The sequence below is a fragment of the Shewanella sp. FJAT-51649 genome (assembly GCF_019457435.1).
GTDB lineage: Bacteria > Pseudomonadota > Gammaproteobacteria > Enterobacterales > Shewanellaceae > Shewanella > Shewanella mangrovisoli.
In genome coordinates, this window is record NZ_CP080411.1 from 867,343 (window position 1) to 880,917 (window position 13,575).

At 48.2% G+C, this 13,575-nt stretch carries 13 protein-coding genes; 9 read left to right on the plus strand and 4 right to left on the minus strand.

What is annotated here, in order from left to right:
• Positions 1-195: 195 nt before the first annotated feature.
• Positions 196-2,058 carry a methyl-accepting chemotaxis protein gene (locus K0H59_RS03860; protein ID WP_220054714.1) on the plus strand — a complete coding sequence of 621 codons (1,863 nt, stop codon included), beginning with the start codon at positions 196-198 and terminating at the stop codon, positions 2,056-2,058.
• Between the two features lie 181 nt (positions 2,059-2,239).
• Here K0H59_RS03860 and K0H59_RS03865 read toward each other — a convergent pair whose 3' ends face one another.
• The 3 genes from K0H59_RS03865 to lolB all read right to left on the minus strand — a co-directional run bounded on the left by K0H59_RS03865 (position 2,240) and on the right by lolB (position 4,800).
• Complete coding sequence (locus tag K0H59_RS03865) at positions 2,240-3,187, minus strand: ribose-phosphate pyrophosphokinase (protein WP_011623915.1); 948 nt, start codon at positions 3,185-3,187, stop codon at positions 2,240-2,242.
• Positions 3,188-3,299: 112 nt separating this feature from the next.
• Positions 3,300-4,154, minus strand: coding sequence for a 4-(cytidine 5'-diphospho)-2-C-methyl-D-erythritol kinase (gene ispE, locus K0H59_RS03870; RefSeq protein WP_088211046.1), 855 nt, complete (start codon positions 4,152-4,154; stop codon positions 3,300-3,302).
• A 1-nt stretch (position 4,155) separates the two neighbouring features.
• Entirely contained in the window at positions 4,156-4,800 is a 645-nt protein-coding gene (lolB, locus tag K0H59_RS03875; RefSeq protein ID WP_088211045.1) for a lipoprotein insertase outer membrane protein LolB, read from the minus strand.
• 254 nt (positions 4,801-5,054) lie between these two features.
• Between lolB and hemA the strand changes: the two genes are divergently transcribed.
• From hemA to prmC, 3 genes are read left to right on the plus strand one after another with little or no spacing between them, the layout of a single operon-like run.
• Positions 5,055-6,305: a glutamyl-tRNA reductase gene (gene hemA, locus K0H59_RS03880; RefSeq protein ID WP_011715924.1), complete on the plus strand. Its 1,251-nt coding sequence runs from the start codon at positions 5,055-5,057 to the stop codon at positions 6,303-6,305.
• Positions 6,306-6,319: 14 nt separating this feature from the next.
• Positions 6,320-7,411: a peptide chain release factor 1 gene (gene prfA, locus K0H59_RS03885; protein ID WP_220054715.1), complete on the plus strand. Its 1,092-nt coding sequence runs from the start codon at positions 6,320-6,322 to the stop codon at positions 7,409-7,411.
• A gap of 2 nt (positions 7,412-7,413) precedes the next feature.
• Complete coding sequence (prmC, locus tag K0H59_RS03890) at positions 7,414-8,274, plus strand: peptide chain release factor N(5)-glutamine methyltransferase (RefSeq protein WP_011715926.1); 861 nt, start codon at positions 7,414-7,416, stop codon at positions 8,272-8,274.
• A 137-nt stretch (positions 8,275-8,411) separates the two neighbouring features.
• Here the strand turns inward: prmC and K0H59_RS03895 are convergent, their stop codons facing one another.
• Complete coding sequence (locus K0H59_RS03895; RefSeq protein ID WP_011715927.1) at positions 8,412-8,825, minus strand: GNAT family N-acetyltransferase; 414 nt, start codon at positions 8,823-8,825, stop codon at positions 8,412-8,414.
• Positions 8,826-8,943: 118 nt separating this feature from the next.
• On the opposite strand from K0H59_RS03895, the gene K0H59_RS03900 reads away from it, so the two are divergent.
• The 5 genes from K0H59_RS03900 (at position 8,944) to K0H59_RS03920 (ending at position 13,462) form a co-directional block, all read left to right on the plus strand.
• The gene (locus tag K0H59_RS03900) at positions 8,944-9,339 is read left to right on the plus strand and encodes a SirB2 family protein (protein ID WP_011623908.1); all 396 of its coding nucleotides are present in this window, start codon (positions 8,944-8,946) and stop codon (positions 9,337-9,339) included.
• Positions 9,339-10,127, plus strand: coding sequence for a tetratricopeptide repeat protein (locus K0H59_RS03905; protein WP_220054716.1), 789 nt, complete (start codon positions 9,339-9,341; stop codon positions 10,125-10,127). The genes K0H59_RS03900 and K0H59_RS03905 overlap by 1 nt, the downstream gene beginning before the upstream one ends.
• Positions 10,128-10,271: 144 nt before the next feature.
• A complete protein-coding gene (locus tag K0H59_RS03910) occupies positions 10,272-11,519 on the plus strand; it encodes a DUF819 domain-containing protein (RefSeq protein WP_220054717.1) in 1,248 nt (415 codons plus the stop codon).
• A 57-nt stretch (positions 11,520-11,576) separates the two neighbouring features.
• A complete protein-coding gene (gene kdsA / locus K0H59_RS03915) occupies positions 11,577-12,425 on the plus strand; it encodes a 3-deoxy-8-phosphooctulonate synthase (protein WP_011623905.1) in 849 nt (282 codons plus the stop codon).
• 164 nt (positions 12,426-12,589) lie between these two features.
• Positions 12,590-13,462, plus strand: a complete 873-nt coding sequence (locus tag K0H59_RS03920; RefSeq protein ID WP_220054718.1) for a DMT family transporter — start codon at positions 12,590-12,592, stop codon at positions 13,460-13,462.
• Positions 13,463-13,575 lie beyond the last annotated feature (113 nt).

Consider the following 13,575-nt stretch of genomic DNA (forward strand, 5'->3'; position numbering starts at 1 on the left):
AAATCATATTATGGATTATCACTGACATTAAGCATGACCGTGGGGTGACTGTCAGAGGTGAGTATCAAAACAGGAGCATTGAACGACCGATGCAAAATAAATAGAAGATAAACTTTGTATATCAGGGATATTTTGCTGTTAAAGGCCTAACTCCCAGCTATCTTTTTAAGAGAAGTTATTTATTAGGGGCTTTTTATGTTAATCCGCTCAAAGTTGTTACTCAGTGCCGCTGTATCCGTTACGGCCTTGATTGCCATGTTTGGATTGCAGCTTCATTCAAATTCGGTTGAGTCGGAACTCTCCCACGCAGCACAAAGCGTTCTCGAATTGGAGCGAGATGTACTTTTACTGCGTAAAAATGAAAAGGATTTTTTTGGTCGTAAAGATATGCAGTATGTTCAACTGCATGGTGAGGTACATGCCAAGATTGATGAGTTAGTCCCGAATCTTGAGAGTATTTTTAAAAAATACAAGGTTTCCACTGCGCCACTCGAAAGTTTTGACCGTAACCTCAATCAGTACCAAGTTGCCTTCAATGAAGTGGTACAACTTCAGCAAGAAATTGGTTTAACGCCTAAAACGGGTCTCTACGGTACCTTAAGAACGGCGGTGCATAATGTCGAGTCCATGCTGAAGGAATATGACCAGTTATCCCTCGAAGTCGCGATGTTGCAGCTAAGACGCAACGAAAAAGACTTTATGCTGCGCCGCGAGATGAGCTATGTCGAGACCTTCGACTCGAATATTGCTCAGTTCAACACAAGTCTGCGCGCATCCAGCTTAGATTTTGATACTCAAAATAAAATTGCGGCCCTAATTGAGCAATACCAAAAGGATTTTAAGAGCTTAGTCAATAAAGAGCAGCAACTGGGGCTTAGTGAAAAAGATGGCACTATGGCGAAATTGATCGCCGCGAATAAGTTGACCGAGGCCAGTGCCGACGAGCTGCATAACCTAGCGTTAAAGGCCATCGATGATACTGCAAGCAGCAGTGTGAATATCGGGATTTTGGTCTTCGTGATTATTGCCTTGATCCTTGCTGTGATCACCTACCTTATTATCCGCAGCATTATCACTCCAGTTGAGCGTATCACGCAGGTGATTTCACGTATCGAGGTCAGCAAGGATTTAACCCTCAGATGCGATGGCTCGACTCAGGATGAGCTGGGTGAAATCGCGCAGCATTTCAACAGCATGGTGGGGAGCTTCCAGCAGCTTATCGAACAGGTTATTGACTCTGTCGCCACGATTAACACGTCCTGTAAGAGTGTGTCAGAGAATGCAATGCTTGCCTCTGAAGGCGTTGCTCAGCAGCTTAATGAAACCGATATGGTGGCGACGGCGATTACCGAAATGGGCGCGACCATTGATGAAATTGCTAAAACGACCGAGCTTGCGGCCCTCAAAGCGGGTAAAACCCATGATAACGCTCAATTAGGGCAAACTGAGGTGGAGCAAACCATCCTCAAGATCAGACAATTATCTGAACAGATCAATAGCAGCGCCTCTGTGGTGGATGAGCTCGAGCGTGATAGTGAAACCATTGGTAGCGTGCTCGATGTGATCCGCGGTATTGCGGAGCAAACCAACTTACTGGCACTCAATGCGGCGATTGAAGCGGCCCGCGCGGGTGAACAAGGCCGTGGTTTTGCCGTGGTTGCCGACGAAGTACGTAGTCTGGCGATGCGAACTCAGACATCAACTCAGGAGATTGCCAATATTATTCAAACCCTGCAAAGTCGAACCCGCGCCATAGTGCAATTAATGGATGCAAGCCAAAAGCAAGGCGCCGAGAGTGCCGAGCAGGCCGCAGCTGCGGGAGAATTGCTGAAGCTTATCAATACCGATGTGCATAATATTATGGATATGAGCACTCAGATTGCCGCAGCGATTGAAGAGCAGAGCATGGTTGCCGCCGAAGTGAATAAGAACGTGGTCGTTATCCGTGATATTGCAGAGGATTCTTCTCGGGCTGCCGATGCCAATGCGTCGGCCTCGGATGAACTTAAATCCCGCGCCGAATATCTGGTCAGTGCGGTGAGCCACTTTAAGATCTAGTCGCACTTTTGTCTGTCAGAAACGCACCTTAGGGTGCGTTTTTTATGTCGAAGTTAAGTGCTGAGGTTTGCCTTCGGATGCTCAGCTATTATTCACGCGAATGGCTCTCAATGAAAACCGTGATAAAACCCACCAACAAAAAACGCACCCTAAGGTGCGTTTTTTATGCAAAGCGCCGCGATTAGTGGCTGAACATTGCAGAGATAGACTCTTCGTTGCTGACGCGGCGAATGGCTTCTGCCAATACGGCCGACATAGTCAGTTGAGTCACTTTAGCCACTTTAAGCATTTCAGGGCTTAAAGGTACAGTATCGGTCACGATAACTTCATCGATCACTGAGTTTTCGATATTTTCAGCCGCTTTGCCAGAGAATACTGGGTGAGTCGCGTAAGCAAATACGCGGTTTGCACCGTGTTCTTTTAAGGCTTCAGCCGCTTTACACAGAGTGCCGCCTGTGTCGATCATATCGTCAACGATAATGCAGTCACGGCCTTGAACGTCACCAATGATGTGCATCACTTGCGCAACGTTTGCCTGTGGACGACGCTTGTCGATAATGGCCAGATCCGAATCATCTAATAGTTTTGCCACTGCACGAGCGCGAACAACACCACCAATATCTGGAGAAACAACGACTGGGTTATCTAATTTCTTCGCCAGCATATCTTCGAGCAGCACTGGGCTACCGAACACGTTGTCTACTGGTACGTCGAAGAAGCCTTGAATTTGCTCTGCGTGTAAATCACAGGTCAGAACGCGGTCAACACCGACGCTTGACAGGAAGTCAGCAACGACTTTCGCAGTAATAGGTACACGTGCGCTACGTACGCGACGGTCTTGACGAGCATAACCAAAGTAAGGAATAACGGCAGTGATACGACCGGCAGATGCACGGCGTAGCGCGTCAACCATAACGATAAGTTCCATTAGGTTATCGTTAGTTGGGGCGCAGGTGGATTGGATGATAAACACATCGGCACCACGTACATTTTCGTTAATTTGGACACTGATTTCACCATCGCTGAAACGACCAACCACTGCGTCTCCGAGTTTACAAAATAGACGATCGGCTATCTTCTTAGCGAGACTGGGGGTGGCGTTCCCAGCAAAGAGCTTGATGTCGGGCACTGTATGAACCTCAGGCGTTTGCTTTATATTTTAGTGGCTAGAGCAACGACGATGCGGGGACGGGAGCGGAACCCGTGGGCTATCGTAAAAAGTTGCTCTAGAAGAAAGTAGTTTATGGATGAGTGAGTCGCACTATGAGCGGCGAAATATTCATCCCTTTTGCAACAAATCCTTGCATATCAGACGGTAATTTCGCCAAGGCTGCGAGAGCTTGCTGCTGCGAAGAAAACTCCCCAAACACGCATGCGCCCGTTCCGGTCATTCTCGACGGCGCATATTCTAGCAGCCAGCCTAAGGCCTTGGCAACTTGAGGGTATTTGGAAACGACCAGATCTTGGCAATCATTTGCCCAAGGTTGGCTCATTAAGGTGTCGATGCCAAGCTTAGGTGTATTGCGGGGTAGCAAAGGATCTTGGAACACCGCAGCGGTGGAAACATGGGCATCGGGCGCGATGACTAAATACCAAAATTCAGTGGGCGTCACCGCCTGTAAACGTTCGCCAACACCTTCGGCAAATGCTGCGAAACCGCGAATAAAAACAGGGATATCGGCACCGAGTTTTAAACCAATCGTCGCTAATTCATCGTTAGATAATTGGGTGTTCCACAACTGATTTAAGGCCACGAGTGTGGTGGCTGCATCGGAGGAACCGCCACCTAAACCACCGCCCATGGGTAAACGTTTTTCGAGCCAGATTTCGGCGCCGCCAGGATAACCTGTCGCTTGCTGTAATGATTTTGCGGCTCGCAGAATTAAGTTATCGCTATCGGCGACAACGGCCGACATGTTCGAGTGCAATATCAGCTCTGGCGTCTGTGTCACCCTAAAATCGAGTTGATCGCAACAATCGATAAATTGAAACAGGGTTTGCAACTCATGGTAACCGTCGGCGCGGCGGCCGTTGATATGCAGAAACAGATTTAATTTGGCGGGCGCGGGCCAGTTGCGTGAAATCTCATTCGACATGCTAAGGTTTTTCTCCGAGCAGTATTGAGGGTTTACCTAAGGCTTGCCATTGATTGAGTTGCAGCTTGAGCTGTAAATCACCACGTTCAAGCTTTAACTGATAGGGCACCTCGGCACCGCTTTGGGGCTGCCAACTCAAAAATGTGACGACCCAAGGCGGCAAGGTTTGCGAGTTTTGAATTTGTTTGGTTTTGCCATTGCTATCGACGGCAAGCACACGGTCTAAAGCGCCGACTTGGCCGGTGATCCAAAGAGGTAAGTCGTTAATCGGGATGGACCAGCCGCTGACTCGCTCGAGTAATGCTTGGGCGTTGCTATCACGAAAATCTTTGCCATCGACATGCAGGTGAGCCGAGTTAGGCGTAACATCCAAGGTCAACACTGTGGTGCCGAGCATAGTGGTAAGGGTGAGTTCGTCTCGCTCCTCACTGTGGCGCCAATAGAGATTGGCACTGAGCTTATCCTGTGGCGTGCGGATAGCGAGTTTCCCCTGTAATTCCCACGCCTTGGCTTGGGCGGCATTATCGACCGTGATAGGGCTGAGATCTGTTGTTGGCGGCAGGGTTTCACAGCCGCCCAAAAACAATAGGCCGCTCAAGGCGATACAAGAGAAAATGGATTTTGTGAAGCGCTTCAAATTATTCATCTATAACTGATATACCAAAGTCCTTATGATACGAGGGCTTGTAAAGAATACCAATGCCAATCGTAAAATTTCCATTGGCGGTCACTTGGGATAACTTCGGTCGCGATAATCTGCATTTGTCTATCATTGATAGAAAATTTAGGTAAGAAGTTAGACCTTTATTCGGTTTTGTTAAGCGTATTCTGTTTTTAGTTGGGCCAATTCAGTAGAATGCCCTTATTAAGAGAGACGCCAAGAATCTAGAAAAGAGTCAGATGAGCCTTGTAGCAATCGGTATTAACCATAAAACAGCCACGGTAGACCTGCGTGAGAAAGTTGCCTTCTCTCCGGACAAAATTCATGATGCCATGAAGAGTCTGGCCAGTCGTACACGCTCGGGTGAAGCCGTTATCGTCTCGACCTGTAATCGCACTGAATTGTATTGTAACAATGGCGATGAGGCCGACATCATTGAATGGCTTGAAGAATATCACGGCCTAGATCATCAAGATGTAGCGCCGTGCCTCTACAATTACCACGGTCAAGCGGCGGTAAGGCATTTAATGCGCGTGGCCTCCGGTCTCGACTCGCTGATTTTAGGTGAGCCGCAAATTCTTGGGCAGGTTAAGCAGGCTTTTGTCAAAGCCAAAGAAGCGGGTACCGTTGCGCTGACCATCGACCGCTTGTTCCAAAATACCTTCTCCGTGGCGAAAAAAGTGCGTACCGAAACCGAAATCGGTGCTGCGGCTGTCTCGGTGGCCTTTGCCGCCGTGAGCATGGCAAAACATATCTTCTCTTCGCTGTCGACCACTAAGGTGCTGTTAATTGGCGCCGGTGAAACCATTGAGCTGGTGGCTAAACATCTTAAGGATAACGGCGTTGCTTCTATGGTGGTGGCAAACCGTACGCTCGAACGTGCCCAAAGCATGTGTGAAGAGTTTAATGCCACGGCAATTACGCTGGCACAGATACCAGATTTTCTCCCTAAAGCCGATATCGTGATATCCTCTACCGCCAGCCCGCTACCAATCCTTGGTAAAGGCATGGTAGAAAAAGCGCTAAAGCAGCGTCGCCATCAACCTATGTTATTGGTTGATATAGCAGTTCCCCGGGATATTGAGCCGGAAGTCGCCGATTTGGACGATGCGTTTCTGTATACAGTGGACGACCTGCATAGCATTATTGAACAGAATAAGGCTTCCCGTAAGGAGGCCGCCGAGCAAGCTGAATTAATTACTGAAGAACAATCCTACCTGTTTATGGATTGGGTACGTTCTTTAGAGTCGGTCGACAGTATTCGCGAGTATCGCAGCCAAAGCATGGCGATAAAGGATGAGTTAGTGGAACGCGCCCTGAATAAATTAGCGCAGGGGGGCGACACTGAGCAGGTATTGATTGAACTAGCCAATCGCCTGACGAATAGACTCATTCACGCACCAACCCAAGCCCTCACAGTGGCGAGTCGTCAGGGTGATTTGAATACCTTAGGTCAGTTAAGAACAGCGCTCGGATTAGATAAAAACTAAGGTTAGCGAGTTAAATGAAGGAATCCGTTATCCGCAAGCTGGAAGGCTTGCTCGAGCGCAATGAAGAAGTCTTAGCCTTGCTTGGTGATGCGTCCGTTATCGCCGAACAGGAGCGTTTTCGCGCGTTATCCAAAGAATATTCTCAGTTAGAAGAAGTGGTTGCAGGCTTTAAAGCCTACCAGCAAGCACAGGCGGATCTTGAGTCTGCCAAGGAAATGCTGGAAGAAGATGACGCTGAAATGCGCGAAATGGCGCAGGAAGAAATCAAGGCGGCTAAAGCCGAACTCGAGCGTCTCGAAGCCGAGTTGCAAATTCTGTTATTACCAAAAGATCCTAACGACGACACCAACGCCTTTATCGAAATTCGTGCCGGTGCGGGCGGCGACGAAGCCGCAATCTTCGCGGGTGATCTGTTCCGTATGTATAGCCGTTATGCCGAAGCCAACCGTTGGCAGCTCGAGATCATGAGCTCGAACGAAGGTGAGCATGGCGGTTTTAAAGAAATCATCGTTAAAGTCAGTGGTGAAGGTGCCTACGGTAAACTCAAGTTTGAATCCGGTGGTCACCGTGTTCAACGTGTGCCTGAAACTGAATCCCAAGGCCGTGTACACACCTCTGCTGTCACTGTGGTAGTCATGCACGAAGTGCCTGAAGCGGAAGCGATTTCAATCAACCCAGCCGATCTGAAGGTCGATACCTTCCGTTCATCGGGTGCGGGTGGTCAGCACGTTAACAAAACCGATTCTGCCATTCGTATTACTCACATTCCAACCGGGATTGTGGTGGAATGTCAGGACCAACGTTCACAGCATAAAAACCGCGCGCAAGCGATGAGCGTGTTAGCAGCGCGTATCCAAGCCGTTGAAGATGAAAAGCGCCGCAGCGCCGAAGAGTCGACTCGCCGTAGTCTGGTAGCCAGTGGTGACCGCTCCGAACGTGTGCGTACCTATAACTTCCCGCAGGGCCGCGTGAGTGAACACCGTATCAACTTAACCTTATATCGCTTAAACGAAGTGATGGAAGGCGACTTGGATGCGATTTTAGGACCGCTGATGCAAGAGCATCAGGCCGACCTATTAGCCGCTCTGGCTGATGAGCAGGGGTAATTTTGGCTGATCAATCGAGTATCGCCGAGGCCCTGCAATGGGCCTATGTTCAGTTAGCGCCTACCTCTGAATCCGCCCATCTGGATGCAGAGGTTTTCCTGCTGTATTGCCTCAATAAAAACCGTGCATTTCTCTACACTTGGCCCGAAAAAGCCTTGACGGTGGAGCAGTGGAAACGTTTCCAGCAAATGGTGCAACGTCGCCAGCAGGGCGTACCTGTGGCACATATTGTGGGTGAGCGTGAGTTTTGGTCGTTGCCTTTTATCGTGAATGACACTACGTTAATCCCTCGTCCTGATACCGAAATCCTGGTCGAAACCGCCTTAAACTTGCCCCTTGAGAGCAATGCTAAGGTGCTGGATTTAGGAACTGGAACTGGTGCGATTGCGCTGGCGCTGGCTTCTGAGCGAGCGACTTGGCAAATCACCGCCGTCGATAAGGTGGAAGATGCGGTGGCATTGGCCAAGGCAAACCGGACTAACCTTAAGCTCGAGCAGGTAGAGATCCTCCAAAGTGACTGGTTTAGCGCGATCAAGGCCCACGACTTTGATTTAATTGTCTCAAATCCGCCTTACATCGATGAGGCCGATGAGCATTTACATCAAGGGGATGTGCGCTTCGAGCCGCAAAGTGCGCTCACCGCCGCCGATGAGGGCTTTGCCGATCTCTACTATATCGCCAAAACCGCTCGGGATTATTTGAAGCCTAACGGTTATATTCTACTCGAACATGGTTTTGAGCAGGCAGTAAAGCTCAGAGAAAAACTGACCGAGCTGGGTTATCAGAATGTCGCGACCGTGCGGGATTTTGGCAGTAACGACAGATGCACTATGGGTAAGTGGATGGGATTAATTGGAATTTAATCCAATCCCGCAAAGCGCAAAACAACGCCATTGGTTATTTATCAATGGCGTTTTTATTTGTGTATCTGTTGAAATGGTTAGCTTTGACAAGTATTCGACTCAATATCTTTAAAATCAGCTCTAAGCTTAGGCTCAAGCTATAGCACTTTGACCATAAAGAATTTACTACCGGTTTCTGGGTAGGCTTGTTGTACCCACTGCACGCGATATCCGTGGCGCTCATAGAAAGGTTTGGCTTGAAAATCTAAGGTATCGAGCAGGACAAATTGGCAGCCGCGTTGTTTGGCCTTGCTTTCGGCTTCGAGCAATAAACGTGAGCCGATGTTTTGCTGGCGCAATGCGGCATCGACCCAAAGGTAATCAATTAATAGCCAATTACCAAAGGTTTTACCGCTTAAGCCCGCGAGCAAGTTACCGTCCTCATCCTGTAATTTTAATCCTAGGTTTTGACGCTTTAGCGTTTGCCAGTGCAGTTGATTAAATTCGACGATTTTTTGCTTTACCGCATCGGCAAATTCGGCGGACTCATCGTCAATTATCATTAAATTCATTGTGGTTTCCTACAAACTGAGGGACGGGGTTTCGTCTGCGAATCTCGCGCGTTAGGCATTGGTCTGGCGTTATGATTAGGGTAAACTAGCGCCTTTGTCACTGGCCATAAGTATCACAATGGAAACTTTTTACAGTCTTTATCCTGCTGTTAAGCACCTGCATTTAACCTTAATTGCCGTGAGTGTGCTGTTTTTTGTCGTTCGTTTTGTGTTGCACTTACGTCAGTCAGCACTGATGGGCAAGAAAGTATTCAAAATCGCGCCCCATGTTATCGACACTTTTTTACTGCTGTCGGGCTTAACCCTGTGCTTTATGATCAAGCAATATCCCTTTGTGGACCCTTGGTTGACCGAAAAGATTGGCGCCGTGCTCGCGTATATTGCCTTGGGTGTGATTGCGATAAAAGCGAACAGAAACAAATTGTTCAAAGTTTTTGCCTTTTTAGGTGCATTAGGCTGGTTAGTTTACGCGGCCAAATTGGCGCATTTTAAACAAGCGGTATTATTGGGTTAATGGGTAAATACAATCTGCAAGATGGCATTTCTTTGCCCGAGTCGGCATTGGATGTAGGTGCTCACCTTGGATTTTCAAACCTCGAAGCGGCGAAATGGGCTTGGTTTGAATTGGCGGGAGCCGTATTAAGTCATTACCTGGTGGATCAACAGCAACGCTTAAATGCGTTGCTGCATTGGTTTTATCAGGACTTGGGTTTTTGTGTCCGCGACAATTACTTCAGTACCGAAGCGGCGGATTTAGGCACTTGTCTTATCACTAAACAGGGCAATAGCACCACACTGGCGACGGTATTGATGCTACTGGCCAAGCAGCTCGATTTAGAGCTCGAAGCCTTACTCTTACCGGGGAATACCGTGCTTCGCAGTAACATTGCTGGCGTTGTGCGTTATCACGATCCGCTGACGGGCAAAGAGCTGACGAAACACCAGCTCCATGTGTTAGTGCGCGGTGAACTGGGTAACGCGGCCGAGCTTAAGCCAAGCTACTTAAAGGCGGCGTCGGTGAAGAAGCTGATTTCGCGCATGCTGCATGAGCTTAAGGCAGGGTGTATCGTGTCGCATCAATTTGAGGCGGCGATGGAATGTTGCAACTTGCTGCTACAGTGGCACCCAGATGATGTGCACTTAAATCGGGAGCGCGCTTTTATCGCCCAGCAACTGGGTTGTATCAATGTCGCGGCGGCCGATCTGCAACACTTTGTCGATAACAGCCCGCATGATCCTGTTATCGAAATCGTCAAAATGCAGCTCAAAGAGCTCAGCGAACACGCTGAAATCTATCACTAAATCTTAAAGGAGAGCCTAACAGGCTCTCCTTGTTTTTCTAAAAAACAACAATAAATGGGGCGAATGGGAAGTTTGCCCACTAACTGCAAACGGCAGTTTTTAGCATAAATACAATAACAACTGTACCAAACAGGGAGAATACACATGGCAAGCACGGCATTAGTCACCAATGACGCGGTGGCGCTGGGAATATTGGCAACTATTCTGGGATTTGTGTTTTATACCAGCAGTAGTAGTCATCCATTTTGGCAAAAGTTTTACCGTTTTATCCCAGCGTTATTACTCTGCTATTTCTTGCCATCGTTGTTGAATACCTTTGGGGTGATCGATGGTGGTATATCACAGCTTTACTATGTTGCCTCGCGCTACCTATTGCCCGCCTGTTTGGTGTTATTGATTTTAAGTGTGGATTTAAAAGCCATCTTAGGACTTGGGCCTAAGGCGGTGATCATGTTTTTAACTGGGACAGTTGGTATTGTGATTGGCGGGCCGATTGCGCTGCTCGTGGTGTCCTTTATCGAGCCCTCATTAATTGGTGTCGATAGTCCTGATGCGGTGTGGCGCGGCATGACAACCCTCGCAGGGAGCTGGATTGGTGGCGGTGCGAACCAAGCCGCGATGAAGGAAATTTATGAAGTGGGCGGCAATATCTTCTCCGTGATGGTGACAGTCGATGTGATTGTGGCCAATATTTGGATGGCGGTATTGTTGTTTATGGCGTCAAAAGCTAAAGAAATCGATGCCAAAACAGGTGCGGATACCTCAGCAATTGAGACCTTAAAGAACAAGGTTGAACAGTATCACGCTGAAAATGCGCGTATTCCAAGCCTGCGTGATTTGATGCTGATTGTGGCCGTCGGTTTTGGCATAACGGGCGTGGCCCATATTGCCGCCGATTTCCTCGGCCCTTATTTTGAGGCCAACTATCCTTGGACAGAGGATTACAGCTTAACCTCTAAGTTCTTCTGGTTAGTGGTGATTGTGACCACCATAGGTTTAGCCATGTCCTTTAGCCCTATGCGCCATTTAGAGGCGGCGGGGGCTTCTAAGGTGGCGTCGGCGTTCTTGTATATTTTGGTGGCGACCATTGGTTTACATATGGATGTAAGCAAGGTGCTTGATACACCGCTATATTTTTTAGTGGGCATTATTTGGATGATAGTGCACGCTGGATTTATGTTATTGATTGCTAAATTAATTAAGGCTCCATTGTTTTATATGGCCGTGGGCAGTCAGGCAAACGTAGGTGGGGCGGCATCGGCGCCAGTTGTGGCAGCGGCGTTCCACCCAGCTTTAGCCCCTGTAGGGGTATTGTTAGCCGTATTTGGTTATGCGCTAGGCACTTATATGGCGTGGCTCTGCGGTCAGTTACTGCAGGCCGTCGCGGTATAGTTGCCTTAGCTCCTGTTCAGCGCTGGTAAGGTTCCAGCATTTTAGAGAGAAGTTGCGATGAGTAATAAAATCATAAACCTAGGTTCAATCGAGATCGCTAACGATAAACCTTTCGTGTTGTTTGGTGGCATGAACGTGCTTGAGTCTCGCGATCTCGCTATGTCGATTGCTGAAACCTATGCCGAAGTGACGCAAAAACTGGGTATTCCCTATGTTTTTAAGGCGTCGTTCGACAAGGCTAACCGCTCTTCTGTTAACTCTTACCGTGGTCCTGGCATGGAAGAAGGCTTAAAGATTTTTGAAGAAATCAAAAAGACTTTCAATCTGCCATTAATCACCGACGTGCATGAGCCTTACCAATGTGCGCCTGTCGCAGAAGTGGTTGATATTATTCAGCTCCCTGCTTTCTTAGCGCGGCAAACTGACCTCGTTGTCGCCATGGCGAAAACGGGCGCTATCATCAACGTGAAAAAGCCACAGTTTTTAGCGCCCCACGAAATGCGCCATATCATCACTAAGTTTAACGAAGCCGGTAACGATGAGATTATCCTGTGTGAACGCGGTTCATGCTTCGGTTACAACAACCTAGTCGTTGATATGCTGGGCATGGATGAGATGAAGCAATCCGGTTACCCAGTGATTTTCGATGCCACCCACGCATTGCAACGTCCTGGTGGTCGTGCCGATTCGGCGGGCGGGCGTCGTGCTCAAGCGACTGAATTAGCTCGTAGTGGCATGGCGTTAGGCTTAGCGGGTCTGTTTATTGAGGCTCACCCAGATCCAGATAACGCTAAGTGTGATGGTCCATGTGCCTTACCACTGCACCAGTTAGAAAACTACCTGAAGCAGATGAAGGCGATTGATGATTTGGTGAAATCCTTCGACCCGATAGATACCAGTAAGTAAGCTTGGCTGAACCTTATTAACTAAAAAGCCCCGAATCGTTCGGGGTTTTTTATTGGGTGAAATTTTCTCCATAGCGATATCAAAACCTTGTGTTTATGATGTTGGCTCCAATTTAGCGCATAACCCATGTCAGAGTGCAGTCTGGCAGTAACAGGATGGCTCGGATGTGGATTTTCTTTACCTTATTAGCCGCATTTATGCAGGCGTGGCGCAATGCCTTTCAGAGCCAACTGAGTAAAGAGGTTAAGGTGGCGGGTGTCACCTTGGCGCGGTTTATTTGGGCTGGCCCGATTGCGGCCTTGTATCTTGGGCTGTTATATCTTTGGAACAATGTGGGATTACCGCATTTTACGGCGGAATTTATCGGCTTTATTGTCGGTGCATCCATGATGCAGATCCTCGCGACTGGCTTAATGGTTAAGTTGTTTCAACAACAAAATTTTGCCATAGGTGCCGGGCTTGCCAAGAGTGAGGCCATTGTCGCCGCGATATTAGGCACCTTCTTTTTTGGCACCCATTTATCGTTACTTGGTTGGATTGGGGTGATTTTAGGTGGCGTTGCCGTGTTTTTATTGAGTGCGAAGCAAGGGCTTAGGCAGTTATCCCTAAGTACTGTGCTCCTTGGCATTGCTAGCGGCAGCGCCTTTGCACTGACCTCTTTATGGGTGAGGGAAGCAAGCCTAAGGTTAAATGTCGGCTTTCCCCATAGCGCCGCTTGGGTGTTGTTATGCGTGATCTGTCTACAAACCTTAGTGTTAGTCGGTTATTTAGTCTGGAAGGATAAAGCCACTCTTAGTGCCTTAATCCAACGTCCTAGGTTAACCATACTGACGAGTACCGCCAGCTGTTTTGGCTCCATTGGTTGGTTTAGTGCCATGTCTTTACAGGCCGTGCCCTATGTGAAAACCCTAGGCCAAGTGGAAATCTTCTTTATGATGTTGATTTCGGCATTCTGGCTTAAGGAAAAAGTAAAAATAAAAGAGCTGCTTGGCCTCGTCTTGATCGCGCTCGCGGCAATACTCGTGATGTGGGAGTAAGGCTCATTATTGACCGTGTTTGCTATTAATGAGATTAGTCATAAAGGCTTATATTTTTAATTATCAAAAACATAGCTCACAGAAATGCCCTATAGTTTATATCTCACTCTCCT

Excerpts from the sequence above, each read along its gene's own strand:
- K0H59_RS03895 (WP_011715927.1), bottom strand. The coding sequence starts at position 8,825 with ATGAATTTAATGATAATTGACGATGAGTCCGCCGAATTTGCCGATGCG.
- K0H59_RS03910 (WP_220054717.1), top strand. The coding sequence starts at position 10,272 with ATGGCAAGCACGGCATTAGTCACCAATGACGCGGTGGCGCTGGGAATA.
- lolB (WP_088211045.1), bottom strand. The coding sequence starts at position 4,800 with ATGAATAATTTGAAGCGCTTCACAAAATCCATTTTCTCTTGTATCGCC.
- K0H59_RS03900 (WP_011623908.1), top strand. The coding sequence starts at position 8,944 with ATGGAAACTTTTTACAGTCTTTATCCTGCTGTTAAGCACCTGCATTTA.
- K0H59_RS03920 (WP_220054718.1), top strand. The coding sequence starts at position 12,590 with ATGTGGATTTTCTTTACCTTATTAGCCGCATTTATGCAGGCGTGGCGC.
- K0H59_RS03905 (WP_220054716.1), top strand. The coding sequence starts at position 9,339 with ATGGGTAAATACAATCTGCAAGATGGCATTTCTTTGCCCGAGTCGGCA.
- hemA (WP_011715924.1), top strand. The coding sequence starts at position 5,055 with ATGAGCCTTGTAGCAATCGGTATTAACCATAAAACAGCCACGGTAGAC.
- kdsA (WP_011623905.1), top strand. The coding sequence starts at position 11,577 with ATGAGTAATAAAATCATAAACCTAGGTTCAATCGAGATCGCTAACGAT.
- prfA (WP_220054715.1), top strand. The coding sequence starts at position 6,320 with ATGAAGGAATCCGTTATCCGCAAGCTGGAAGGCTTGCTCGAGCGCAAT.
- K0H59_RS03860 (WP_220054714.1), top strand. The coding sequence starts at position 196 with ATGTTAATCCGCTCAAAGTTGTTACTCAGTGCCGCTGTATCCGTTACG.
- ispE (WP_088211046.1), bottom strand. The coding sequence starts at position 4,154 with ATGTCGAATGAGATTTCACGCAACTGGCCCGCGCCCGCCAAATTAAAT.